General features: G+C 55.1%; 22 protein-coding genes. 2 read left to right on the forward strand and 20 right to left on the reverse strand.

Translation table 11 applies throughout. The annotated features are described in order from the left end of the window. Nucleotides 1-16: 16 nt before the first annotated feature. The 11 genes from tolB to mngA form a co-directional block, all read right to left on the reverse strand. Nucleotides 17-1,309 (reverse strand): Tol-Pal system beta propeller repeat protein TolB, encoded by a 1,293-nt coding sequence (gene tolB / locus FHC52_RS08185; RefSeq protein WP_008501103.1) that lies wholly within the window; start codon nt 1,307-1,309, stop codon nt 17-19. 134 nt (nt 1,310-1,443) lie between these two features. Beyond that, entirely contained in the window at nt 1,444-2,712 is a 1,269-nt protein-coding gene (gene tolA / locus FHC52_RS08190; RefSeq protein ID WP_008501102.1) for a cell envelope integrity protein TolA, read from the reverse strand. 28 nt (nt 2,713-2,740) lie between these two features. Continuing rightward, the gene (tolR, locus tag FHC52_RS08195) at nt 2,741-3,169 is read right to left on the reverse strand and encodes a colicin uptake protein TolR (RefSeq protein ID WP_003858589.1); all 429 of its coding nucleotides are present in this window, start codon (nt 3,167-3,169) and stop codon (nt 2,741-2,743) included. 3 nt (nt 3,170-3,172) lie between these two features. Continuing rightward, the gene (tolQ, locus tag FHC52_RS08200; RefSeq protein ID WP_008501101.1) at nt 3,173-3,865 is read right to left on the reverse strand and encodes a Tol-Pal system protein TolQ; all 693 of its coding nucleotides are present in this window, start codon (nt 3,863-3,865) and stop codon (nt 3,173-3,175) included. Then, the gene (gene ybgC, locus FHC52_RS08205; RefSeq protein ID WP_003858593.1) at nt 3,862-4,266 is read right to left on the reverse strand and encodes a tol-pal system-associated acyl-CoA thioesterase; all 405 of its coding nucleotides are present in this window, start codon (nt 4,264-4,266) and stop codon (nt 3,862-3,864) included. Before ybgC ends, tolQ begins: the two co-directional genes overlap by 4 nt. 148 nt (nt 4,267-4,414) lie before the next feature. Next, nucleotides 4,415-4,705 (reverse strand): cyd operon protein YbgE, encoded by a 291-nt coding sequence (gene ybgE, locus FHC52_RS08210; RefSeq protein WP_008501100.1) that lies wholly within the window; start codon nt 4,703-4,705, stop codon nt 4,415-4,417. Next, a complete protein-coding gene (gene cydX, locus FHC52_RS08215; protein ID WP_003858598.1) occupies nt 4,705-4,818 on the reverse strand; it encodes a cytochrome bd-I oxidase subunit CydX in 114 nt (37 codons plus the stop codon). Before cydX ends, ybgE begins: the two co-directional genes overlap by 1 nt. A 14-nt stretch (nt 4,819-4,832) precedes the next feature. Next, a complete protein-coding gene (cydB, locus tag FHC52_RS08220) occupies nt 4,833-5,972 on the reverse strand; it encodes a cytochrome d ubiquinol oxidase subunit II (protein ID WP_023293006.1) in 1,140 nt (379 codons plus the stop codon). A gap of 15 nt (nt 5,973-5,987) precedes the next feature. Next, nucleotides 5,988-7,556 carry a cytochrome ubiquinol oxidase subunit I gene (gene cydA / locus FHC52_RS08225; protein WP_008501098.1) on the reverse strand — a complete coding sequence of 523 codons (1,569 nt, stop codon included), beginning with the start codon at nt 7,554-7,556 and terminating at the stop codon, nt 5,988-5,990. A 680-nt stretch (nt 7,557-8,236) separates the two neighbouring features. Further along, the gene (gene mngB, locus FHC52_RS08230; RefSeq protein ID WP_220420020.1) at nt 8,237-10,867 is read right to left on the reverse strand and encodes a mannosylglycerate hydrolase; all 2,631 of its coding nucleotides are present in this window, start codon (nt 10,865-10,867) and stop codon (nt 8,237-8,239) included. 23 nt (nt 10,868-10,890) lie between these two features. Continuing rightward, a complete protein-coding gene (gene mngA, locus FHC52_RS08235; RefSeq protein WP_032674377.1) occupies nt 10,891-12,807 on the reverse strand; it encodes a PTS 2-O-a-mannosyl-D-glycerate transporter subunit IIABC in 1,917 nt (638 codons plus the stop codon). A 170-nt stretch (nt 12,808-12,977) separates the two neighbouring features. Between mngA and FHC52_RS08240 the strand changes: the two genes are divergently transcribed. Then, the gene (locus FHC52_RS08240) at nt 12,978-13,694 is read left to right on the forward strand and encodes a GntR family transcriptional regulator (RefSeq protein ID WP_021241016.1); all 717 of its coding nucleotides are present in this window, start codon (nt 12,978-12,980) and stop codon (nt 13,692-13,694) included. 83 nt (nt 13,695-13,777) lie between these two features. Here FHC52_RS08240 and sucD read toward each other — a convergent pair whose 3' ends face one another. From sucD to sdhC, 8 genes are all read right to left on the reverse strand, one after another. Next, complete coding sequence (gene sucD / locus FHC52_RS08245; protein WP_008501094.1) at nt 13,778-14,647, reverse strand: succinate--CoA ligase subunit alpha; 870 nt, start codon at nt 14,645-14,647, stop codon at nt 13,778-13,780. Next, nucleotides 14,647-15,813: an ADP-forming succinate--CoA ligase subunit beta gene (gene sucC / locus FHC52_RS08250; protein WP_006809579.1), complete on the reverse strand. Its 1,167-nt coding sequence runs from the start codon at nt 15,811-15,813 to the stop codon at nt 14,647-14,649. Before sucC ends, sucD begins: the two co-directional genes overlap by 1 nt. A gap of 95 nt (nt 15,814-15,908) precedes the next feature. Next, nucleotides 15,909-17,129: a 2-oxoglutarate dehydrogenase complex dihydrolipoyllysine-residue succinyltransferase gene (gene odhB / locus FHC52_RS08255; protein ID WP_025912846.1), complete on the reverse strand. Its 1,221-nt coding sequence runs from the start codon at nt 17,127-17,129 to the stop codon at nt 15,909-15,911. A 14-nt stretch (nt 17,130-17,143) separates the two neighbouring features. After that, nucleotides 17,144-19,951, reverse strand: coding sequence for a 2-oxoglutarate dehydrogenase E1 component (gene sucA / locus FHC52_RS08260; protein ID WP_008501092.1), 2,808 nt, complete (start codon nt 19,949-19,951; stop codon nt 17,144-17,146). Between the two features lie 248 nt (nt 19,952-20,199). Next, a complete protein-coding gene (sdhB, locus tag FHC52_RS08265) occupies nt 20,200-20,916 on the reverse strand; it encodes a succinate dehydrogenase iron-sulfur subunit SdhB (RefSeq protein WP_008501090.1) in 717 nt (238 codons plus the stop codon). 15 nt (nt 20,917-20,931) lie between these two features. Continuing rightward, entirely contained in the window at nt 20,932-22,698 is a 1,767-nt protein-coding gene (sdhA, locus tag FHC52_RS08270) for a succinate dehydrogenase flavoprotein subunit (RefSeq protein WP_008501089.1), read from the reverse strand. Further along, a complete protein-coding gene (gene sdhD, locus FHC52_RS08275; protein ID WP_008501088.1) occupies nt 22,698-23,045 on the reverse strand; it encodes a succinate dehydrogenase membrane anchor subunit in 348 nt (115 codons plus the stop codon). The genes sdhA and sdhD overlap by 1 nt, the downstream gene beginning before the upstream one ends. Then, nucleotides 23,039-23,443 (reverse strand): succinate dehydrogenase cytochrome b556 subunit, encoded by a 405-nt coding sequence (gene sdhC, locus FHC52_RS08280; protein WP_020684965.1) that lies wholly within the window; start codon nt 23,441-23,443, stop codon nt 23,039-23,041. The genes sdhD and sdhC overlap by 7 nt, the downstream gene beginning before the upstream one ends. 639 nt (nt 23,444-24,082) lie before the next feature. Between sdhC and FHC52_RS08285 the strand changes: the two genes are divergently transcribed. After that, nucleotides 24,083-25,366 carry a citrate synthase gene (locus FHC52_RS08285; RefSeq protein ID WP_008501086.1) on the forward strand — a complete coding sequence of 428 codons (1,284 nt, stop codon included), beginning with the start codon at nt 24,083-24,085 and terminating at the stop codon, nt 25,364-25,366. Nucleotides 25,367-25,451: 85 nt separating this feature from the next. On the opposite strand, the gene nei is transcribed toward FHC52_RS08285, so the two are convergent. Next, nucleotides 25,452-26,243, reverse strand: a complete 792-nt coding sequence (gene nei, locus FHC52_RS08290) for an endonuclease VIII (protein WP_220420021.1) — start codon at nt 26,241-26,243, stop codon at nt 25,452-25,454. Between the last annotated feature and the right edge of the window lie 15 nt (nt 26,244-26,258).

The following is a 26,258-nucleotide window of genomic DNA, read 5'->3' on the forward strand; positions in this document are numbered from 1 at the left end:
ATCAATTAATTATTATTTACAGATACGGCGACCAGGCAGGTGATTTTACCTGTCCATCAGTTGCCGGAATACGCGCTTTGAAACGCCCATCTGTAGAAACCAGATTCAGCACAGATCCCATCCCCTGAGAAGAGCTGTAGATTACCATCGTGCCGTTAGGTGCCAGACTTGGCGTTTCATCCAGGAACGTTGACGACAGAACTTGCACGCCACCCGCTACCAGATCTTGTTTGGCAATGTGCTGCTGCCCGCCGTTGGAGCTGACCATTACCATAAATTTACCGTCGCTGCTCACGTCTGAGTTCTGGTTCTGAGAACCTTCCCAGGTAATACGCTGCGGAGCACCGCCGTTGATGTTGACTTTATAAATTTGTGGACGGCCGGCCTGGTCAGAGGTAAACGCCAGGTTTTGACTGTCCGGGAACCATGAAGGTTCGGTGTTGTTGCTGCGACCGTCGGTCACCTGACGGATCTGGCCAGAGCCAATGTCCATCACGTACAGGTTCAGGCTACCGGTTTTTGACAGCGCAAACGCCAGTTTAGAGCCGTCTGGAGAGAACGAAGGCGCACCGTTGTGACGTGGGAAAGACGCCACCTGACGAACCGCACCGTTTGCCAGCGTCTGGATAACCAGCGCAGAACGGCCGCTTTCGAAGGTCACATACGCCAGCTTAGAACCGTCCGGAGACCAGGCTGGAGACATCAGTGGCTGCGAGGAGCGTTTCACCAGGAACTGGTTGTAGCCATCGTAGTCAGATACGCGCAGCTCATACGGGAATTGACCACCGTTGGTCTGCACCACGTACGCGATACGGGTACGGAACGCGCCTTTAATGCCGGTCAGTTTTTCAAATACCGCATCGCTGGCAGCGTGTGCCGCGTAGCGCAGGTACTGCTTAGTGACCTTGTAAGAGTTCTGGGCCAGAACGGTACCGGGTGCACCGCCGGTATCCACCAGCTGCCAGGCCACGTTGTAAGAACCGTCCGGATTAGGGGTAACCTGACCCACAACCACGGCATCAATACCCAGTGCAGACCATGCTGCAGGCTGAACTTCCTGCGCGCTACCCGGCTGCTGAGGCAGGCGAGAACGATCTAACGGGTTGAATTTACCGCTGTTACGCAGGTCAGCCGCCACGATGCCACCGGCATCTTCAGGTGCAGCGCCAGGACCGGCCCACTGGAACGGAACAACACCGATTGGGCGTGCCGAGTCCACCCCCTGGGTGATCTCGATACGTACTTCTGCGTGCAGTACTGCTGCCCACAGCATTAAAAAACTAAATGCTACACGTAATGCCTGCTTCATCATATCTCCCTTATCCGGGTAACCTTACCCACGATAATTTAGCAGAATGTTAACAAACTCAAATAGACAAAACTACCCGAACCCTGTGACTAAACCTGGTCTATTTTTCCCCGTTTGCACGGGGAAAATGTAACTTAAGGTTTGAAGTCCAGCGGCGCATTTTTGAAGACTTCGTAGACTGCCTGCGAAGGCGGTTTAGGCATCTTCGCCTGACGCGCTGCAGCCAGGGCCGCAGTACATAGAGCCGGGTCGCCACCTTCAGACTTAATATCCAGCAGCATGCCATCCGGAGCCAGTTTTATACGCAACGTACACGTTTTACCGGTATAGGAAGACGCATCATAGAATCGGCTTTCAATAGCGGATTTAATCTGCGCGGCATAACCGTTGATTTCAGCCCCTGTCGCACCGTTACTCTTAGTGTTACCACTTCCGGTCGGCGCTGCGTTGTTTCCTTTCGCCCCACCGCCCGTTTTCGGCGCATTCTTACCGGAGCTCAAATCGCCGAGCAGATCGTCAACCCCTGCGGCAGCAGCGGCTTTTTCAGCGGCGGCAGCCTTTTTAGCAGCCGCTTTTTCAGCTGCTGCTTTCTTATCGGCAGCGGCCTTCTCAGCTGCAGCTTTTTTGTCAGCAGCGGCTTTTTCGGCAGCTGCCGCTTTTTCTGCCGCGGCTTTTTCTGCTGCTGCTTTCTCTGCAGCAGCCGCTTTCTTCGCGGCCTCGGCAGCAGCTTTCTTCTCTGCTTCCTGAGCGGCCTTCTTCGCGGCTTCCGCTTCTGCTTTCTTCTGAGCATCAGCTGCGGCTTTCTTCGCGGCTTCCGCTTCGGCTTTCTTCTGAGCATCAGCGGCCGCTTTCTTCGCCGCTTCGGCTTCCGCTTTCTTCTGGGCGTCAGCAGCCGCTTTCTTCGCCGCTTCTGCCGCTAATTTCGCCTGGGCATCAGCCTGTGCTTTCGCGTCCGCTGCGGCTTTTGCTGCCGCCTCTTCCGCCTGCTTTTGCTGTTCCTGTGCTTTTTTCGCGGCCTCTTCGGCTTGTTTCTGCTGCTCTGCCTGCGCTTTCGCGGCTTCCTGCGCCTGCAAACGTTCTTTCTCAAGCTGCTTCAGACGCTCCTGCTCTGCGGCCTGCTTTTCACGCAGTTCTTCCGCTTGCTGTTGCGCCTGTTTTTCACGCTGCTCTTCAGCCCGTTTTGCACTCGCCTTCTGCTGCTGTTGGCGATTATAGTTCTGTACTACCGCACCGGGATCCACCATGACGGCGTCAATGGAAGATCCTCCACCGCCGCCGGCTGATGCATCAATATGCTCGTCGAACGAACTCCAGATCAGCGCTGCAAAGAGAATAACGTGCAGCACTGCGGAGACGATTATCGCTCGCTTAAGCTTGTCGTTCTGTTCGGTTGCCTTTGACACTATCGGTTCCCAAAAACTACGCGGATGATCAAATAGGTTGGGTCATTAAGCCAACTGACTTAACACCCGCACTATGTAGCAAGTTCAGCGCTTTAATAATTTCATCGTAGGGTACGTCTTTCGCGCCACCGATTAAGAAGACCGTTTTCGGATTTGACTCCAGGCGACGCTGCGCTTCGGCAATAACCTGCTCAGGTGGCAGCTGATCCATACGATCTTTTTCTACCACGACGCTGTATTGCCCTACGCCGGAAACCTCAATGATAACCGGAGGATCGTCATTAGTGCTCACCGCCTGTGATTCTGTCGCATCCGGCAGATCCACTTCCACGCTCTGGGTAATGATTGGCGCTGTTGCCATGAAGATCAGCAGCAGTACCAGCAGGACGTCCAGCAGTGGAACGATATTGATTTCGGACTTGAGCTCGCGACGACCTCGTCCACGCGATCTGGCCATGGTTTACCCCTTGTTGCTCTCGGTGCTGGTAAACGCCTGACGGTGCAGAATCGCAGTGAACTCTTCCATAAAGTTGTCGTAGTTCAGTTCCAGTTTGTTCACGCGCTGGTTCAGACGGTTGTAAGCCATAACCGCAGGAATTGCCGCAAACAGACCGATAGCGGTCGCAATCAGTGCTTCAGCGATACCCGGTGCAACCATCTGCAACGTGGCCTGCTTCACCGCGCCCAGCGCGATAAAGGCGTGCATGATCCCCCACACGGTACCAAACAGGCCGATATACGGGCTAATGGAACCGACAGTACCGAGGAAAGGAATATGCGTTTCAAGGTTTTCCAACTCGCGGTTCATCGAAATGCGCATCGCACGCGAGGCACCTTCAACCACCGCTTCCGGCGCATGATTGTTTGCACGATGCAGACGGGCGAACTCTTTGAAGCCGCTATAGAAAATTTGCTCGGAGCCGGTCAGGTTTTCACGGCGTCCCTGGCTCTCCTGGTACAGACGAGAAAGCTCAATGCCCGACCAGAACTTATCTTCAAACGCTTCAGCTTCACGGCCGGCGGCATTGAGGATACGCGTTCTCTGGATGATGATGGCCCAGGATGCGATTGAAAAACCAATCAAAATCAACATGATAAGTTTAACCAGAAGGCTTGCCTTCAGGAACAAATCAAGGATATTCATGTCAGTCACTGCTTAAACTCCGCGACAATAGACTTAGGAAGCGCACGAGGCTTCATTATGGTTGGATCAACACAAACAATCAGCACTTCAGCTGAGTTCAGTACGGTATTCTCTGCGTTGACTATCCGCTGCGTGAAAACCAGTGAGGTCCCGCGCATTGATGTAATTTCAGTTTGGACTTCGAGCATATCGTCGAGTCTGGCAGGCGCAAAATACTCAAGCGTCATCTTGCGTACCACGAAGGCAACTCGCTCAGCCAACAGCACCTGTTGACTAAAGTGATGATGGCGCAGCATCTCTGTGCGTGCCCGTTCATAAAAAGCAACGTAGCTGGCGTGGTAAACCACACCACCGGCATCGGTATCTTCGTAATAGACACGAACCGGCCATCGAAACAGCGTTGTATTCACTTTACATCCCAGTAATGCAACAAAAGTTAGAGCTTTTAAACTTCGCTACTATACGCGCGGGAAAGATGGTTTGGAATGGGGGAAAGTAAACGGAGAGTAAATTTTTATGGGCTCGGGTAAGCCCATAACGTTAACGGACATTTCTTATTCAGAAGAAGAAGAAAATCAAACCGGCGAGTAGCACCAGATCGGCGATTAGCGGGCAAAAAATTCCCTGCCAGTGAACGGCTTTCGGACGAAAGCCCACGCCGTGGATCACACCTGCGCACACCGCCCACATAATGAGGAAGCCGTGCCAGATTTCAAGCTCGCTGGTTTTCGCTGCAAAGCGCGAAGGGTCCCAGAAGATACAGCCTGCCAGCAGTAATGCCATCACTAAAGAAAGCGCCCGTAACGGGCGCTTATCCATTACCGCGTAAAGTTTCGCGATAATATTCATCAGTGTTTTTCTTCACCCGCTTTGGTCGCTTCTACGTGCTCAAGCGCCAGGGCAGTGATGACACCAAATGCACAGGCAAGAAGCGTCCCTAAAATCCATGCGAAATACCACATATTCAGCTCCTTACTTAATACATAGAGTGGGTGTTGCTTTCGATATGTTCTTTCGTGATGCGGCCGAACATTTTCCAGTAACACCAGATGGTGTAGGCCAGAACAATCGGAACGAACACGCAAGCAACATACGTCATCAGGTTCAGCGTCATGTGGCTGGACGTAGCATCCCACATGGTCAGGCTAGCATTCAGCATGGTGCTGGATGGCATGACGAATGGGAACATCGCAATACCCGCCGTCAGGATGATGCATGCCAGAGTCAGTGAAGAGAACACGAACGCCAGCGCGCCTTTTTCCAGACGAGACGTCAACATGGTCAGCAGCGGCAGCAGCACGCCCAGCGCCGGGATCGCCCACAGCACAGGGGTATTGTTGAAGTTCACCAGCCATGCTCCCGCCTGACGCGCCACTTCTTTGGTCAGCGGGTTAGACGGTGCGGTGTGGTTAATGGCAGACGTCACCACGTAGCCATCAATGCCGTACACCACCCACACACCGGCCAGCGCGAAGCAGACCAGCGTAACCAGCGCAGCAACCTGAGCCGTCGCGCGGGAGCGCAGATGCAGCTCGCCTACAGTACGCATCTGCAGGTAGGTTGCGCCCTGAGTGATGATCATCGCCACGCTGACGACACCGGCCAGCAGACCAAACGGATTCAGCAGCTGGAAGAAGTTACCGGTGTAGTAAAGACGCATGTATTCGTCCAGGTGGAACGGTACGCCCTGCAGCAGGTTACCGAACGCCACGCCGATCACCAGCGGTGGAACGAAGCTACCGATGAAGATGCCCCAGTCCCACATGTTGCGCCAGCGGGTATCTTCAATCTTCGAACGGTAGTCGAAACCGACCGGACGGAAGAATAAAGAGGCCAGCACCAGAATCATCGCCACATAGAAACCGGAGAACGCAGCCGCGTAGACCATCGGCCAGGCAGCGAACAGCGCGCCGCCTGCGGTGATCAGCCACACCTGGTTACCGTCCCAGTGCGGGGCGATGGAGTTGATCATGATTCGACGCTCGGTGTCATTACGACCGAGGAAACGGGTGAGCATCCCCACCCCCATGTCGAAACCATCCGTGACGGCGAAACCGATCAGCAGAACGCCAACCAGCAGCCACCAGATAAAACGCAATACTTCATAATCGATCATTTGATGACTCCTGTCTTAGCGTGCCGGCTGAGTAGTCGCAGTGGACTGCTCGTAGTGATAGCGACCGGTTTTCAGGCTGCTTGGGCCAAGGCGCGCGAACTTGAACATCAGGAACAGTTCAGCCACCAGGAACAGGGTGTACAGACCACAAATCAGCAGCATGGAGAAGATCAGGTCGCCTGCGGTCAGGGACGAGTTCGCTACCGCCGTTGGCAGCACCTCACCGATCGCCCATGGCTGACGGCCATATTCCGCCACAAACCAGCCGGACTCAATCGCGATCCACGGCAGTGGAATACCGTACAGCGCGGTGCGCAGCAGCCATTTTTTCTCGCCGATGCGGTTGCGAATCACGGACCAGAAGGACGCCGCAATGATCAGCAGCATGATGATGCCGCAGCCCACCATGATACGGAATGCGAAGTACAGTGGCGCAACGCGTGGAATTGAGTCTTTGGTTGCCATCTGGATCTGCGCTTCCGTCGCATCAGAAACGTTCGGGGTATAACGCTTCAGCAGCAGACCGTAACCCAGATCTTTCTTCACATCGTTAAACTGATCGCGAACGGCCTGGTCGGTAGAACCGGCACGCAGCTGTTCCAGCAGCGAGTAGGCTTTCATACCGTTACGGATACGCTCTTCGTGCTGCACCATCAGCTCTTTCAGACCCGTCACCTGCTTATCAACAGAACGGGTGGCGATGATACCCAGCGCGTAAGGGATTTGAATAGCGAAGCGGTTTTCCTGCGCGTCCTGATCGGGAATACCGAACAGCGTAAAGGCAGCAGGTGCCGGCTGGGTTTCCCATTCGGCTTCGATAGCGGCCAGTTTGGTTTTCTGCACGTCACCCATTTCGTAACCGGATTCATCACCCAGAACAATAACGGAGAGAATCGCAGCCATACCGAAGCTTGCAGCGATAGCAAAGGAGCGTTTAGCAAACGCGAAGTCACGACCGCGCAGCATGTAGTAAGAACTGATACCCAGTACAAACATCGCGCCGCACACATAGCCAGAGGCGACGGTGTGAACGAATTTAACCTGAGCAACCGGGTTCAGGACCAGCTCGGCAAAGCTGACCATCTCCATACGCATGGTTTCGAAGTTGAAATCAGACGCGATAGGGTTCTGCATCCAGCCGTTCGCGACCAGTATCCACAGCGCGGACAGGTTCGAACCTAATGCCACCAGCCAGGTCACCGCCATATGCTGGACTTTACCCAGACGGTCCCAACCGAAGAAGAACAGACCTACAAAGGTGGATTCAAGGAAGAATGCCATCAGACCTTCAATGGCCAGCGGCGCACCGAAGATATCCCCTACATAGTGGGAATAGTAAGACCAGTTAGTCCCGAACTGGAACTCCATGGTCAGACCGGTTGCCACGCCCAGTGCGAAGTTGATACCAAACAACTTGCCCCAGAACTTGGTCATATCTTTATAAATCTGTTTGCCGGAGAGAACGTATACCGTTTCCATGATGGCCAGCAGGAACGCCATACCGAGCGTCAGTGGCACAAACAGGAAGTGGTACATCGCGGTCAAGGCAAACTGTAAGCGCGACAGTTCGACTATATCTAACATCATGACTCCTTGCTCATCGCATGAAGACTCCGAGAGTGAACCCCGTCAGAAAGAGATCCACACGCATGCCCCAATACAAATTATTCGCATCCTTGTCGTCGTTATTACCCTGAAGGAGGATAAAAACGATGACGTGAGGTTACAAATACGTTAATAAAAAACTCAAATTGATACCGCAAATATAATACGCTGCAAAACCCTTACAATAAACAGGTTTTTATTGAATCACATTTACGTTTTTCGACGGTGATCAATTTATAGCAAAATTACCACTTTTCGGCCATTTTGATCGGGAACAATTTAGCGCTTTTCAGCACCTTTTTCCAAGGATTAAACTTTGATTTAAATCAAAAACAAACCTTGATGTTAACTATGTTTAATCGTGGTGAGAATGGTAAAAACCATGTTAATGATATGTGCATGTAAAGATGTGATTGGTTATCGAAGACGAAAAAAAATATAAACAGAAGTGATTTTAATTAACGCGAAACAAAAGCCTCATTTCGATGCGCGGCAAACAATAAAGCATAGTCGGGCCGGGTTATTTTTCCACGGCATTTATGCACCCCTTCGTAATTACATTTATTTTACTTTTATCACCCCATAACTTAACACCGCGGAGTGACTATTTAATGAAAAAGGCCGCAAACAGTGCAGCCTTTTAATGATATCAGCGGTACTCAGGCAAGAAGAAGGCTAAAGGTTCGCGACTGTCCCGGTCTGAACGCCCCGACAATCCCTTCGTCTTCACCGTGGTCCATCAGCCGTTCATTCATGTCCGTTTCGCAGCACCGCTTCACCGCCGGATTGACGGATAGCGTCGCGTCACATGCGCTGGACTGTGAAGGGTTGAACAGACGAAGAATGAGCTCATCACGATCTTCCGCTTTTTTGATCGCACTGAGTACGCATCCCGTTGGCGAAAGCGCTAACAGGCTGTAACTTTCCGGCGTGGTCAACGACGCGCGATTCAGCTTCATTGCATCCCAGGGGATCTTGTTATAACACTGCACCGGCGTTAACCACGATTGAGCCTGCTGCGCGACACCCGCGTTTTCAGGCGTGCCGCTGAAGCTGAAGAGGCTAAAGCGACAGCTTAGCGGACCACGCACTTGAGCGTCCGGGACCGGCATTTTGATACCGGATGGTCTGCCGGGGCGCAGGAGCAGATCTTCTTTGCCGAGTACCCCCACGCCGCGCAGCAAGGTCAGAGCAAATGCCTTTTGTTCATCACCCACGACTTCAAATTCACGCAGCCCCTCGGTAAATAGCGCAAGCCCGTTTCGTTTTTCCTGCAGGACGGCGTAGTTGAGTAAATTCCAGACGGGAACCGGCGCTTCTTTCCACCCCTCCTCCTGCCAGTTTTGCATCGCCGCGTCCTGCACCGGACGAGAGATCGTGCCAAACTGCGTATCCGCTAACACCTCCCGGGTCGCAAACGGCGTTGGGATGAGCACGCGAACGCGGTGGTCGTCGGCCTGATTATCCAGGCGCACCGCCACGTCAATGCGTCTGCTGTTGCGGCTTAGCGTAATTTCAAATTCAGCGTCGAGGTAGCCGTTTCGCTGGCGCGCCGCGCGTTCCGCCAGGTTCGCCGGAACGGCGATTCGATGGCGGATAACTGCCCTGCTCTGCCAGCCTTCATGCGTAACCTCAAATTCATGCTCGCCCTGCGCGGAAGTGAGTCTCCACTCTTCCCGTGAAGGCGAGTAGTCGTACTCATCGCCATCATCCGAGCTCTCTTCGATTTCCAGCACGCGGTCATAAATAAGCCCGGTTTCTTTGTCGCGCAGGCGCAGCGAACCGTCGTCATTTATGTCAATCTGCCAGAAGGCGTTTTCAAGTAAGGATTCGGTATTTTCCCCCGCAGAGAGCACCTTCCCGGCCACGTTAGGTTCGATAAACAGCGTACGGTAGCCCATCGACGGCAGTATCTGGCTGAGCTGAATATCAAACTCCATAAACGGTTCGTAATTGCCGTAGTGGACAATCTGTCGGTCAATGAGGCCCGGGTCGAGCTCTCGCGCGCTGCGGATGAAATACGGGATCTCGTTGCCTTTGTCATCCCGCAGACGGAACTGGCTGGCGCGCAGTCGAATCGTGGTGTTCATCACCTCCTCACGCGGCCAGGGCATCAGGTTGAACATCACCAGCTTATCGGCATCGCTTTGCGGCATGTTGTCGACAATCTTGCGCATATAGAAACGCGCCAGGTTGTCTGCCATGTCCTCAGCCAGCTCGAAGCGGGAGACAATCTCGCGATGCACCTTGTCGCTGCAGCAGCAGCCGATGCTGTCGTGAGCGTGGTTTTTGAGGATCTCTTTCCACATCTTCTCCAGCAGGCCGTGGTGGTAGTCGAAGCCCAGCGTCCAGGCAAGCGTCGCCAGCGGCTCGAGGATGTTGACAATTTTGTTCTCAATACGCGCATGGGCGATTTTGATATCCATGCGCGTGGAGCCGATGGTCCGGTGCACGCGCATGTATTTCCCGTCGATAAACTTGCCTTTTAAGGTCGCCAGATCGTCGCGGTGCGCGTCGATGCGATCAAAGACCTCCTCAAACCGGCTCATCACAAATAGACGCTGCGGATAGATTTCACGCAGCTTCTCCATCACCGCGAAAATGTTCTGCTGCAGCGGCATCTGGTCGTGTCCGTTGGGCAGCAAAATCGCTTTGGTGACGGACGCCTTTTCCAGAACCTCGAAATAGCTGTCGAGCCGTTTTCGCAGCCCCGCTTCGTCCTCCGGTAAGTACTTACCAATCGCGTAGCCCAGCGGCAGCACCTGTGCCGTCACTTCACTGCCGTCCTGGCTCTGCCAGAGAAATTCGGTTTTATCGGTCCCGTGGCGTTCAGAACAACCGCGCCAGAACATCGTGCGGGTAATGCCAAACCCGTTATAGATATGCGGAAGCTGGCCGGACATGCCAAACGAATCCGGCAGATAGCCGATCTTCATCGGCTCGCCGAAGGCCATACAATCCCGGATGCCGTACATCAGGTTGCGGACAATCGACTCGCCGCTCACGATCGTGGTATCGGTCTGGGTATACCAGGGGCCGATAATCAGCTTTCCACGCTCGACAAGCGCCTTTACGCGAGAGCGGTTTTCGGGCACAACGGCAAAATAATCCTCCAGTACCGCCGTCTGTCCATCGAGAACATAGTATTTGTACTCATCATCCTGCTCCAGCCGGGTCAGGATTTCTTCCATATTATTGACCAGAAGAATACGCGACTCTTCGGTGCTGAAGTACCACTCACGGTCCCAGTGCATATGCGGCGTGATATGAACGCGAGATACAGCTTTCATCTTCGTTTCCTGTTTGTGCGTTTTTACGATAAGGCGTCTTCAGTGACGTAGTTGCCCTTTTTTACCGCCTGGCGTCGCCAGAGCAGCAGAACCAGGGTGGAGATAGCGGTCCCCACCAGCGCCGCGCCAAACCAGCCCGCCGCCGCAACCACACCGCCCAATCCGGCATCGTGAAGTAAAAAGAGAGAGAAAATCCCGGCCCCCGGCGTAGACAACCCGATCCCCATCGCACCGACAGCCGCGCCTGTCACCATGGATCCGAGTACAAATGAGCCAATGACGCGAAGCGGATCTTCAATCGCCATCGGAATCGCCCCTTCGGTAATGCCCGCGAGGCCGAGCAGCCAGGTCGATTTACCGGTTTCAATTTCAAACGACTTAAACAGCTTCGGTGCCAGCATCGTTGACGCCGTGACGGTGAAGGCTGAGACCATTTTGACGGAGGCAAAGATGGCATAGGGACCGTATACCCCGTTCGCCATCGCCCCCAGGCAGAACGCGTAAGAGGCTTTGTTGACCGGGCCACCCAAATCGAATGAGCACATAAACCCGAGGATTGCCCCCAGAAGCAGCGCATTCGCGCCGGACAGACCGTTAAGCCAGACGGTGAGCGTGTTATTGAGCCAGGCCACCGGTTCGCCAATCACAAACAGCATCAGGCTGCCCGCGCCCAGCACGCCAATCACCGGATAGAGATAAAAAGTCAGAAAGCCGTTGTAGCGGCTACTGAGCCGGATGTGGTTTTTCACCCAGCGCATCAGGTAGCCCGCGATCAGCCCGCCGAAGATAGCGCCAAGAAAACCGGAGCCGATCATGTTGGCAGCCAGACCGGCCGCAAAGCCCGGCGTCAGCGCGGGTTTATCCGCCAGCGAGTAGGCGGTGTAGGCCGACAGGACAGGCACCATCAAAATGCCGAGCATGCCGCCGCCAAGCTTGCGGTACATCCACAGCCACGAGTTTTCCTGGTCAAACAGGTGCTGCAGGCCAAGGATTTGCGCCAGCAGTACCGATACGGCCAGCACCGTACCGCCGGCGACGATCAGCGGCACCGCAAAAGAGATGCCGCTGAGAAGCGCCTGCTTGAGTTCAGTTTTAACGCGCTTTTTCGTTTCGGTATCGGCCTGCGCATGGCGCGCATCGGTAGAAGGCTTTAGCGCCAGCGCGCGCTCAATCAACGCTTCAGCATGACGCAGGGGTTCCGCAACGGGCACGGAAATGGCGGGGATCCCCTGAAAGCGCTCGCTCTCTTTGATCGCCACTTCTGCGGCAAAAATACACGCTTTCGCCTCCAGCAACTGCTGGGCAGTAATGCGCCCTTCTATACCATTCGCCCCCTGCTTTTCGACCACCACGTTGACGCCGAGCTTACGTCCCGCTTTTTCCAGGTACTCTGCGGCCATATAGGTATGCGCGATCCCCGCCGGACAGGCGGTGACACAGACGACGGTTGGTGCATTCACCGGCGTATCAGCCTCGTCTTCCTTCGAGACACCGTTCAACGCATCAAGCATCTCCTCTGCCGTCTCAGCAGCCATAACGCGTTCCCGGAGGGCATCATCGGCCAGGCGAGACGTCAGCGCCGTCAGCACCTGGATATGCGTGGATCCCGCTTCAGCTGGCGGGATGGCAAGCAGGACGATCAGCTCTACGCGTTCAGGGCCGTCCACCCCCTCCCACTCCAGCGGTTCGCGCAGCGTAGCAACCGCAAAAGCCGCTTCGTTCACCGCGCTCGATTTACCATGCGGGACAGCCAGCCCTTCACCCAGCGCGGTTGGCCCCTGCGATTCGCGACGGTAGACCTCCGCCAAAAATGCCTCGCCATCGGTAATTTTGCCCAGCGCCACCAGCCGCATTGTAAGCTGGCGAATGGCCTCATCACGGCTGGCATAGTGCGCCTGCACGCAGACAGCACTGGTGTGGGTCAGGGTCGTCAGGTTCATAAGATCCTCACACATACGTTGTTATTGTCTGGCGGCAATTGTGGCAGGTCATACAATACATTTATGTAATCATTTTCACTAACAACGCGAATTTGTATTTAAGTTGTATTATTTACAAATTTTAAGCGGGAGGCATAATTCCATGAAAAGGTATTAGAAAGGCAGATTCGATGGGTAACAAACCGATGTACCGGCAAATAGCCGATGCGCTTCGCGAAAAAATCAGTGCGGGAGAGTTAAAGCCTGGCGATGCGTTACCGACGGAATCCAGCCTTCAGGAGGCATTCAACGTGAGTCGCGTCACGGTGAGACAGGCGCTGAAGCTGCTTACGGAAGAGCAGATCGTCGAGAGCATTCAGGGCAGCGGCACCTACGTAAAAGAAGAGCGCGTCAATTACGACATTTACCAGCTCACCGGGTTTTACGAAAAACTGGCGGACCGGAACGTGGATACCCACAGTGAGGTGAGCATTTTCGAAGTGCTGAAAGCCGATGCAAAACTTGCCGAAAAGCTAAATCTCTCTCATGACGATAAAGTCTGGCACGTTAAACGCGTCCGCTTTATCAAACAAAAACCGGTAAATCTGGAAGAAACGTGGATGCCGCTGGCCCTGTTCCCCGACCTCACCTGGGAAGTGATGGAGAATTCGAAATACCACTACGTTGAGCAGATCAAAAAGCTGGTTATCGATCGCAGCGAGCAGGAGCTGGTGCCGATCATGCCGTCAGAGGAGGCGATCGCCGCGCTGTCGCTCGATCCGGCAAAGCCGATCCTGGAAAAAGTCTCCCGCGGATTTCTGAAGGACGGGCGGGTATTTGAATACAGCCGCAACGTGTTCAATACCGATGATTACAAGTTCACGCTAGTCGCCAGACGCAGGCAATAAAAAAGGCCGCTTTACAGCGGCCAACCATGTCGAAACGGACATTTTTATACTGCAACGCCCCCCTTTCGGGGAGCAGAGAGGACTTACTTAATGATGGATTTCAGTGCTTCGCCGATATCCGCCAGGCTGCGAACGGTCTTCACGCCTGCGGCTTCCAGCGCTGCGAATTTCTCATCAGCCGTACCTTTACCACCGGCGATGATCGCGCCTGCGTGACCCATACGCTTGCCTTTCGGCGCGGTCACACCCGCGATGTAGCCCACAACTGGCTTGGTCACGTGTTCTTTGATGTAAGCAGCCGCTTCTTCTTCCGCGCTACCACCGATCTCACCGATCATCACGATCGCTTCGGTCTGTGGATCTTCCTGGAACAGCTTCAGGATGTCGATGAAGTTAGAACCCGGGATCGGGTCACCGCCGATGCCCACGCAGGTGGACTGGCCGAAACCGTAGTCGGTGGTCTGCTTAACCGCTTCATAGGTCAGGGTACCGGAACGGGACACGATGCCCACTTTACCCGGCTTGTGAATGTGGCCCGGCATGATGCCGATTTTGCATTCGCCCGGGGTGATCACGCCCGGGCAGTTCGGGCCGATCATACGCACGCCAGCTTCATCCAGCTTCACCTTCACGGTCAGCATATCCAGCGTCGGGATGCCTTCAGTGATGGTGATGATCAGTTTGATGCCTGCGTCGATCGCTTCCAGAATAGAGTCTTTGCAGAACGGCGCCGGAACGTAGATCACGGTCGCGGTTGCGCCCGTCGCTTCTACGGCTTCACGCACGGTGTTGAACACCGGCAGGCCCAGATGCGTGGTGCCGCCTTTACCTGGCGTTACGCCGCCAACCATCTGCGTGCCGTAGGCAATCGCCTGTTCGGAGTGGAAAGTCCCCTGGCTACCGGTGAAGCCCTGGCAGATAACCTTGGTATCTTTATTAATTAAAACTGACATTATTTCCCCTCCACTGCGGCAACAACCTGCTGAGCTGCATCCGTCAGACTTTTCGCTGCAATAATATTCAGGCCGCTGTCAGCCAGTTTTTTCGCGCCGAGTTCAGCGTTGTTACCTTCCAGACGCACAACCACCGGAACGTTAACACCCACTTCTTCTACCGCACCGATGATACCGTCGGCGATCAGGTCGCAACGGACGATGCCGCCGAAGATGTTAACCAGAACGGCCTTCACGTTGTCGTCGGAGAGAATGATTTTGAACGCTTCGGTTACGCGCTCTTTGGTAGCGCCACCGCCCACGTCGAGGAAGTTCGCTGGCTCGCCGCCGTGCAGCTTAACGATGTCCATGGTGCCCATCGCCAGGCCCGCACCGTTAACCATGCAGCCGATGTTACCGTCCAGCGCCACGTAGTTCAGCTCCCACTGAGCAGCCTGTGCTTCACGCGGGTCTTCCTGAGACTGGTCGCGCATTTCGCGCAGATCCGGCTGGCGGAACAGCGCGTTGCCGTCAGCGCCCAGCTTGCCGTCGAGGCAGATCAGATCGCCCTGGGTCGTGATCACCAGCGGGTTGATCTCGATCAGCGCCAGATCGCGCTCCAGGAAAATGGTCGCCAGGCCCATGAAAATCTTGGTGAACTGCTGAACCAGCTTGCCTTCCAGACCCAGTTTGAACGCCAGCTCGCGACCCTGGTAAGGCATTGGGCCAGCCAGCGGATCGATAGCCACTTTGTGGATCAGGTGCGGGGTCTCTTCCGCCACTTTTTCGATTTCCACGCCGCCTTCGGTAGATGCCATGAACACCACGCGACGGGAGCTACGGTCAACCACCGCGCCCAGGTACAGCTCTTTCGCGATGTCGGTTGCCGCTTCAACCAGGATCTGGTTAACCGGCTGGCCGTTCGCATCTGTCTGGTACGTTACCAGACGCTTGCCGAGCCAATGTTCAGCAAACGCACGAATCTCTTCTTTGCTCTTAACAACCTTCACACCGCCCGCTTTACCACGGCCACCAGCGTGAACCTGACACTTAACTACCCACGGGCCGGAACCGATTTTAGATGCGGCTTCTTCTGCTTCACGCGGGGTAGTACAGGCATAACCCACCGGAGCCGGTAAGCCATACCGGGCAAACAGCTGTTTGGCCTGATATTCATGTAAGTTCATGTGTTCTATCCATCCTTCAGGGTAATCGTTATCTTCAAACCTGTAGACCGGCGCAGCGTGTGCCGGTCTACGGGGCAGGTGATGCTAAATCGTGACTAGACGTCCAGCAGCAGACGCGTTGGATCTTCGAGCAGCTCTTTAATGGCTACCAGGAAGCCCACGGACTCGCGGCCGTCGATCAGGCGGTGGTCGTAAGAGAGCGCCAGGTACATCATCGGCAGGATCTCAACTTTACCGTCTACCGCCATAGGACGATCTTTGATGGCATGCATACCCAGGATCGCGCTCTGCGGCGGGTTAATGATCGGGGTAGACATCAGCGATCCGAAGACGCCGCCGTTGGTAATGGTGAAGTTACCGCCGGTCAGGTCGTCTACGGTCAGCTTGCCGTCGCGGCCTTTCACGGCCAGCTCTTTAATGTTTTTCTCGATGTCGGCCATACCCAGGGTATCCACATCACGCAGAACCGGGGTCACCAGGCCACGTGGGGTCGAAACCGCCATGCTGACGTCGAAGTAGTTGTGGTAAACCACGTCATCGCCATCAATGGACGCGTTCACTTCCGGGTAGCGTTTCAGCGCTTCAACCACCGCCTTCACGTAGAAGGACATAAAGCCCAGACGGATACCGTGACGTTTTTCAAACGCGTCACCGTACTGCTTACGCAGGTCCATGATTGGCTTCATGTTCACTTCGTTGAAGGTAGTCAGCATCGCGGTAGAGTTTTTCGCTTCCAGCAGACGCTCGGCCACGCGCTTACGCAGGCGGGTCATTGGCACGCGTTTTTCGCTGCGTGCGCCCAGAGCAGGCTGTGCTGCCGGTGCTGCCGCAGGGGCTTTCGCTTCGGCCTGAGCAGGCGCTTTCGCCAGATGCTTGTCGATGTCTTCGCGGGTCAGACGACCGCCTACACCGGTACCTTTGATGGCTGCCGGGTCAAGGCTGTGTTCCGCCAGCAGGCGACGGATCGCCGGGCTGAGCGCGTCGTTGGTCTGTTCTTCCAGAGACGCCTGCTGGCGCTGAGCCGGCGTAGAGGCTTTCTCTTCAGACTTCGCGCTGGACTCTTTGCCTGCGCTGTTGCCTTCACGCAGGCGACCCAGGATCTGACGAGAGGTGACGGTGGTGCCTTCGTCTTCCAGCACCGCGTCCAGAACGCCATCCGCCGAAGCCGGTACTTCCAGTACCACTTTGTCAGTTTCGATTTCTACCAGCACTTCATCGCGCTTAACGGCATCGCCTGGTTTTTTGTGCCAGGTAGCGACGGTCGCATCTGCTACAGATTCAGGCAGGTCGGGAACAAGAATATCTACGCTACTCATTATGTATCCTTTAATTAATCGACGTTCAGCGCGTCATTGACCAGATCTTGTTGCTGCTTCTGGTGAACGGACATATACCCTACCGCCGGAGAGGCGGAGGCCGGGCGACCTGCATAGCGCAGGGCTGACCCAAATGGAATCACTTCACGGAAATGATGCTGGCTGCAGTACCATGCGCCCTGGTTGAGCGGCTCTTCCTGGCACCAGACAAAATCATGAACGTGAGCGTACGGTTTCAGCGCTTCCTGCACCGCCTGGTGCGGGAACGGATAAAGCTGTTCGATACGCACGATGGCGACATCTTTCTGATCGTTCTTACGGCGCTGTTCCAGCAGGTCGTAATAAACCTTACCAGAACACATCACCACGCGCTTCACGGCCTGCGGATCCAGCTCGTCAATTTCACCGATGGCTGGCAGGAAGGTACCGTTCGCCAGCTCTTCCAGGCTGGACACCGCCAGCGGGTGACGCAGCAGGGATTTCGGCGACATGACCACCAGCGGACGACGCATACCGCGCAGCGCCTGACGACGCAGCATGTGGTAAACCTGAGCCGGGGTGGACGGTACGCAAACCTGCATGTTCTGCTCCGCGCAGAGCTGCAGATAACGTTCCAGACGCGCGGAGGAGTGCTCCGGACCCTGGCCTTCATAGCCGTGCGGCAGCAGCATCACCAGGCCACACATACGGCCCCATTTCTGTTCGCCGGAGGAGATGAACTGGTCGATAACCACCTGCGCACCGTTGGCGAAGTCACCGAACTGCGCTTCCCAGATGGTCAGGGTGCGCGGTTCTGCCGTGGCGTAACCGTATTCGAAAGCCAGTACCGCTTCTTCAGACAGCACGGAGTCCCAGACCTTGAACTGGCCCTGACCGTTGTGCACGTGCTGCAGCGGGGTGTAGGTTGAACCGTTAGACTGGTTGTGAACCACCGCGTGACGGTGGAAGAAGGTGCCACGGCCCGCATCTTCACCGGACAGACGAACAGGAATGCCTTCGTCAACCAGCGTCGCGTAAGCCAGCGTTTCCGCGCCGCCCCAGTCGAACAGCTTCTCGCCTGCCGCCATGGCCTGACGGTCAGCATAAATTTTCGCCACGCGAGACTGCATCTCGATAGCGTCCGGCACGGTGCTGATGCGTTTAGCCAGCTCCTGCAGGCGCTTCATCTCCACCTTGTTCGGGTAGCTCTCATCCCACTCGTGGTTGAGGTACGGCGACCAGGTAAAGGAGTGCATGTTCATCGGGCGCAGCTCTTTCACTACGCATTCACCCGCGTCCAGCGCGTCGCGGTAGAGGTTGACCATTTCGGTCGCATCTTCCAGCGTCGCCACTTTGTCGCTTTCCAGCTTGTCAGCATAGATTTTGCGCGGCGTCGGGTGTTTTTTGATTTTCTGGTACATCAGCGGCTGGGTTGCACTTGGCTCATCCGCTTCGTTGTGGCCGTGACGGCGGTAGCAGAAGAGGTCAATGAACACATCGCGTTTGAAGGTGTTACGGAAGTCCAGCGCCAGACGGGTCACGAAAGCCACGGCTTCCGGGTCATCCGCATTAACGTGGAAGATCGGCGCCTGAACCATCTTACCGATGTCGGTGCAGTACGGGGTAGAACGTGCGTCCAGCGGGTTAGAGGTGGTGAAGCCCACCTGGTTGTTGATCACGATGCGAACGGTACCGCCCACTTCATAACCACGCGCTTTGGACATGTTCAGGGTTTCCTGCACCACGCCCTGCCCTGTCACCGCCGCATCACCGTGGATGGTGATTGGCAGAACTTTGTTGCTGCTCGGCTCGTCCAGACGATCCAGACGCGCGCGCACGGAACCGATAACCACCGGGCTGACGATCTCGAGGTGCGACGGGTTAAACGCCAGCGCCAGGTGAACCAGACCGCCTTCGGTTTCGATATCTGACGAGAAGCCCATGTGGTACTTCACGTCGCCGGTGCCGAGGTGTTCTTTATGTTTGCCCGCGAATTCATCGAACAGGTCCTGCGGTTTTTTACCCAGCACGTTGACCAGTACGTTCAGACGACCACGGTGTGCCATGCCCAGCACCACTTCACGGGTGCCGCTCTTGCCTGCGTGACGAATCAGCTCTTTCAGCATCGGCACCAGGGCGTCGCCGCCTTCCAGCGAGAAGCGTTTTGCGCCCGGGAACTTCGCGCCCAGATAGCGCTCAAGGCCTTCCGCTGCGGTCAGTTCGCTGAGGAAGCGTTTTTTCTCATCAGCCGAGAAGGTCGCGTGGCCCGCTACGGATTCGATACGCTGCTGGATCCAGCGCTTCTCTTCGGTAGAGGTAATGTGCATGTATTCCGCGCCGATGGAGCCGCAGTAGGTTTGCTTGAGCGCGTCAATCAGATCGCCCAGCTTCATCGTGTCTTTGCCGATGGCAAAGGAACCTACGTTAAAGCTTTCCTGGAAATCGGCCTCGGTCAGATCGTGATACGCCGGATCGAGATCGGCCACACGGTCTTGTTTCCACAGTCCCAGCGGATCGAGATTCGCATGCTGGTGACCACGGAAGCGATAAGCGTTGATAAGCTGCAGGACTTTAACCTGCTTCGCATTGGTGTCAGGGTCGGAAATCGCAGAAGAGTAACGTGAGGCATCCTTCGCCAGACGACGGAAATAATCACGTGTTTTGGAATGGAATTGATCCGGTTTGACCCCTGTACCAGGCAACTGCTGGAACATGGAACGCCAGTTTGCGTCCACTGAGTCAGGATCGGTTAAGAAGTCTTCATAGAGCTGTTCTATCCAGCTCTGGTTGGCACCAGAGAGGTAAGAAGAGTCCAGCCAGGCTTTCATTGCGCCGTTCTGCATCGTGATCCCTTAAGCATTTTTATGCTTACTTTCGCCGTAGAAACTACCACGCACACCACGTGTACGTGCCGGGGTTCACCTGCGAGCTCTTTTCATTTGGCCCGCGAAGGAACCTTTAGAAACTGTCTGGACTTCAGGGTAGTACAGGGCAGTTTTTAAAGGTTTCTGCATTTTGCCCGGTGGCGCTACGCTTACCGGGCCTACAGTTTCGTAGGCCGGATAAGCGCAGCGCCATCCGGCAACGTCACTTACGCACTGCGCTGCAGCAGCATCGACTTAATATGGCCGATGGCGCGCGTCGGGTTCAGCCCCTTCGGACACACACTGACGCAGTTCATGATGCTATGGCAGCGGAATACGCTGAAAGCGTCACTCAGTCCTTCCAGACGGCTGTCGGTTTCGGTGTCGCGGCTATCGATCAGGAAGCGATAGGCAGCCAGCAGACCGGCCGGGCCGATAAACTTGTCCGGGTTCCACCAGAACGACGGGCAGGACGTAGAACAGCATGCGCAGAGAATACACTCGTACAGACCATCGAGTTTTTCACGCTGCTCAGGAGACTGTAAGTGCTCACGAGCCGGTGGATTTTGCCCATTATTCAATAAGTAAGGCTTAATCTTCTCATATTGTGCATAGAATTGCCCCATATCTACCACCAAATCACGCACGACCGGCAGGCCTGGCAGAGGACGGATAACAATTTTCTGACCAGGACGCTGCAACGCTGAAATTGGCGTGATGCAGGCCAGGCCATTTTTGCCGTTCATGTTCACACCGTCAGAACCACACACCCCTTCACGGCAGGAGCGACGGAACGACAGGGTTGGATCTTTTTCTTTCAGCTGGATTAAGGCATCCAGCAGCATCATGTCGCGACCTTCTTCCGCTTCCAGGGTGTAGTCCTGCATGCGCGGAGCGTCATCAACATCCGGGTTATAACGATAAACTGAGAATTCGAGTTTCATTATCCTGTCTCCGCATTAGTAAGTACGAATCTTCGGCGGGAACGCCGGACGCAGTTTCGGTTCCATGTTGACGCTACGACGCGTCATGGTTTCCGACTCTGGCAGATACAGGGAATGGCACAGCCAGTTTTCGTCATCACGCTCCGGGAAGTCGAAGCGGCTATGCGCGCCACGGCTTTCGGTACGGAAGTTTGCCGACATCGCGGTCGCGAACGCGGTTTCCATCAGGTTATCCAGCTCCAGGCACTCAACGCGCTGGGTGTTGAACTCGCTGGAGGTGTCGTCCAGACGGGCATTTTTCAGACGCTCGCGGATCGCTTTCAGCTGCTCAAGACCTTTGGCCATCGCGTCGCCTTCACGGAATACCGAGAAGTTGTGCTGCATGCATTCCTGCAGCGCTTTACGGATTTCCACCGGATCTTCGCCGTTACGGTTGCCGTTCCAGCGGTTGAGGCGCTCAAGAGAGGCATCAATTTCGTCGTCGGTCGCATCACGCAGCGCGCCCTGCTCGGCAATGGATTCCTGCAGATGCAGACCCACTGCGCGACCAAACACCACCAGGTCCAGCAGGGAGTTGCCGCCCAGACGGTTTGCGCCGTGTACGGATACGCAGGCAATTTCGCCCACCGCGAACAGGCCAGGAATAACCACGTCTTCGCCCTGCTCGTTCACGGTCAGCGCCTGACCGGTCACTTTGGTCGGAATACCGCCCATCATGTAGTGGCAGGTTGGGATAACCGGAATCGGCTCTTTCACCGGATCGACGTGCGCGAAGGTGCGGGACAGTTCCAGGATGCCCGGCAGACGGGACTCCAGCACTTCTTTACCCAGGTGGTCGAGCTTCAGCTTCGCGTGTGGACCCCAAGGGCCGTCACAGCCGCGGCCTTCACGGATTTCGATCATGATGGAACGCGCCACCACGTCACGACCCGCCAGGTCTTTCGCATTCGGGGCATAACGCTCCATGAAGCGCTCGCCGTGTTTATTCAGCAGGTAGCCACCTTCACCACGGCAGCCTTCTGTTACCAGCACGCCCGCACCGGCGATACCGGTTGGGTGGAACTGCCACATCTCCATATCCTGCACCGGCACGCCTGCGCGGATAGCCATACCGACACCGTCACCGGTGTTGATGTGGGCGTTGGTGGTGGACTGGTAAATACGGCCTGCACCGCCGGTCGCCAGCACGGTTGCGCGGGCTTTGAAGTAGACCACTTCACCGGTTTCGATGCACAGCGCGGTACAACCAACGATGGCGCCATCGGCGTTTTTCACCAGATCCAGCGCATACCATTCGGAGAAGATGGTGGTGTGGTTTTTCAGGTTCTGCTGATACAGGGTGTGCAGCAGCGCGTGACCGGTACGGTCAGCCGCCGCCGCGGTGCGTGCCGCCTGCTCGCCGCCGAAGTTTTTCGACTGGCCGCCAAACGGACGCTGATAGATGGTGCCATTTTCCAGACGGGAGAACGGCAGACCCATGTGGTCCAGCTCCAGAATCGCTTCCGGGCCAGTTTTACACATATATTCGATGGCATCCTGGTCGCCGATGTAATCGGAACCTTTTACCGTGTCATACATGTGCCATTCCCAGTTATCTTCATGGGAGTTACCCAGCGCAACGGTAATACCGCCCTGCGCAGACACAGTATGGGAACGGGTTGGGAAGACTTTAGAGAGCAGCGCACAGCTCTGGCCACTCTGGGAAATTTGCAGTGCGGCACGCATACCTGCGCCACCGGCACCAATCACAACAGCATCAAATTCTCTGACTGGCAGTTTCATTACACACCCCACACCACAACGAATCCATAAATAACGTAAACCACCAGTGCAACCACAATGGCCAGCTGCAGTGGAAGGCGAATCGCCAGCGGTTTAACGTAATCGGTCAACACCTGCCACATGCCAATCCAGGCATGAATAAGGATGGAGAAAAGGGCCAGCAGGGTGAACACTTTGGTGAAGGCGGATCCGAAGAACCCACTCCAGATTTCCCACGTCAGCGTGCCGCTGGTCGCGAAGAAACCGATCATATAGATGATGTAGAGGGTGAGAACGATGGCGGTAGCACGGACCAGAATGAAGTCATGTACGCCGTTGCGTCCTAATGCGGAGGCGTTGCTTACCATACGAGAACTCCTGCGAGAAGTGAAAGCACGACTGTAATCACAAATGAAATGTTAGCGGAGCGTTTCCCGGCTTCGAAGGTCTCTTCCAGGTAGCCAAAGTCCATCAGCATATGGCGAACACCCACCACAACGTGGTACGCCAGTGCGGTCAGAATGCCCCACATGATGAATTTCACGAAGAAGCTGTTCATGATGGCAGAGGCCTGGAGGAATCCTTCAGGGGAAGAGAGGCTGGTGCCCAGTAACCACAGCAGAATACCGACCGCCACAAACGTAATCACACCAGAAACACGGTGCAGAATGGACGCTATTGCTGTTACGGGGAACCGGATCGTTTTGAGATCCAGATTGACAGGTCTTTGTTTTTTCACATTTCTTATCATGAATAACGCCCACATGCTGTTCTTATTGTTTCCTTCCTCCGGACTGCGATGCGGGTCAGACAGCGTTCCTTTTCTATAACTGCGCGTCATGCAAAACAGTGCTTCCAGATGCTTAAACGACACATTACAACGCTGGGTGGCTCGGGATTGCAGGGTGTTCCGGAGACCTGGCGGCAGTATAGGCCGTTCACAAAATCATTACAATTAACCTACATACAGTTTGTCGGGTTTTCTCTGGAACAGTGATCAGGGTCACGATAACAACATCTTTTTAATTTTTAATCATCTGATTTGACAAATGTTAAACAATATTGTTACAAACGTCATCAGAAAAGGCATATAATGCGCAAAAGTTATGAGGTCTCTCTTTCACCTGACAAATAGTTATGTAACAGTGTGATGGTATTGACCGAAGTTATCAGGACAGTTATTAGTGATATACAGGTTTGAATAATTCGGACTGCAAAAACGCTGATTTGCTGTTGTTTCACTGATATTTCATTCGTTTACCTGCAAGGCGCCATAGCTCTGTACCCTGGTTTGTCCTCGTGAGCTGAGCGGTAAGCCAAATAACAATCTGGTAACGGTGATTAACAGCTGAAAGCAAATCCGGTAAAGCGCAGTCTTAAGCATAAGGCGCTAAGGAGACCGTAAATGGCTGATACAAAGGCAACGCTCACCCTAAATGGTGACACTGCTATTGAACTGGATGTGCTAAAAGGCACGCTCGGTCAGGATGTTATTGATATCCGTACGCTGGGTTCCAAAGGGGTATTCACCTTTGACCCTGGATTTACCTCTACCGCATCTTGCGAATCCAAAATCACCTTTATCGACGGTGACGAAGGTATCCTGCTCCATCGCGGCTTCCCTATCGATCAGTTAGCCACCGAATCCAACTATCTGGAAGTGTGCTACATCCTGCTGAACGGCGAAAAACCGACGCAGGCACAGTTCGATGAATTTAAAACCACCGTGACCCGTCACACCATGATCCATGAGCAGATTACCCGTCTGTTCCATGCGTTCCGTCGTGACTCTCACCCAATGGCGGTGATGTGCGGTATTACCGGTGCGCTGGCAGCGTTCTACCACGACTCCCTTGACGTGAATAACCCGCGTCACCGTGAAATCGCCGCTTACCGTCTGCTGTCCAAAATGCCGACCATGGCGGCGATGTGTTACAAATACTCCATCGGCCAGCCGTTTGTGTATCCGCGTAACGACCTCTCCTACGCGGGCAACTTCCTGCGCATGATGTTCTCCACGCCGTGCGAAGAGTACGAAGTGAACCCGGTTCTGGAACGCGCGATGGACCGTATTCTGATCCTGCATGCTGACCACGAACAGAACGCCTCGACCTCAACCGTTCGTACCGCAGGCTCTTCAGGCGCGAACCCGTTCGCCTGTATCGCTGCGGGCATTGCCTCCCTGTGGGGACCGGCGCACGGCGGCGCGAACGAAGCGGCGCTGAAGATGCTGGAAGAGATCAGCACCGTTGAGCACATTCCTGAGTTCGTGCGTCGCGCGAAAGACAAGAATGACTCCTTCCGCCTGATGGGCTTCGGTCACCGTGTTTACAAAAACTATGACCCGCGCGCCACCGTGATGCGTGAAACCTGCCACGAAGTGCTGAAAGAGCTGGGTACCAAAGATGACCTGCTGGAAGTGGCGATGGAGCTGGAACACATCGCGCTGAACGACCCGTACTTCATCGAGAAGAAACTCTACCCGAACGTCGATTTCTACTCTGGCATTATTCTGAAAGCGATGGGCATTCCGTCTTCCATGTTCACCGTGATCTTCGCCATGGCCCGTACCGTAGGCTGGATTGCGCACTGGAACGAAATGCACAGCGAAGGCATGAAGATCGCCCGTCCTCGTCAGCTGTATACCGGCTACGAGCAGCGTGATTTTAAGTCTGACCTGAAGCGCTAAAAGTTAAGCCCGGTGGCGCTACCGCTTACCGGGCCTACAAATGCGAAACGTAGGCCGGGTAAGGCGTAGCCGCCACCCGGCTTTTTTATTTTTGACAATATGGACACCAGTAAAAGGGTCTCGAAGAGAGCATAATCCTGTCGATAATCCCGCCGCACCGCTCGCACTTCTTCCCCGCCCGATGAAACACCTTGAACCGGAACAGCGCCCCGTGGTGCTTGTTTTCATCTACGATGCCACGCGTGTTGTACGACAGCCGCGGGATGTCCAGCAGCGCGTGGGACAGCGCCTCCAGCTGTTCATCGCTCAGCTGAGAAGCTTTGTGCTGCGGTGCCAGCCCGACTTCCCAGAGGATCTCCACCCGCAGGTAGTTGCCAAGCCCGGCGAGAAAGGCCTGGTCAAGGAACAGGCCGGAAAACTGCCGGTTGCGGAATGTGGGCGATAGCAGTCGGGCCTTCACGTCGCTCGCCGTCAGGCGCATATCCAGCACGTCCGGCCCAACCCGCTGTAAGAACGGGTGCGTGAGCAACTGCTCAGGCGTTAACATTTCGATATCAGAAGCGCTATAGAGCAGGATCGCCTTATCCGCCGTTTGCAGCCTGACGCGCAGCACGCGGGTCGTTTGCGGCTGTTCACCCGCCTCCACCACGCGCCACACGCCGTAAAGCTGGTTGTGGCTATATAACGTCAGGTTATGGGAAAAGTGCGTGAGCAACGCTTTGCCGCGCGTTTCAATATGCGTTACCGACTGCCCCACCAGCTGTGATTCAAACGGTTTCAGTTGAGGAAAAGCAAACCAGACCTCCGTCAGCGGTTTGCCCTTTATCGCCGCCTCGAGGCTATCCGCCGCGCGGCGGATCTCCGGGCCTTCTGGCATTTTTCTGTCCTTTTA

Source organism: Enterobacter sp. EC_64 (genome assembly GCF_019584165.1).
In the GTDB taxonomy this organism is placed as follows: Bacteria; Pseudomonadota; Gammaproteobacteria; order Enterobacterales; family Enterobacteriaceae; genus Enterobacter; species Enterobacter roggenkampii.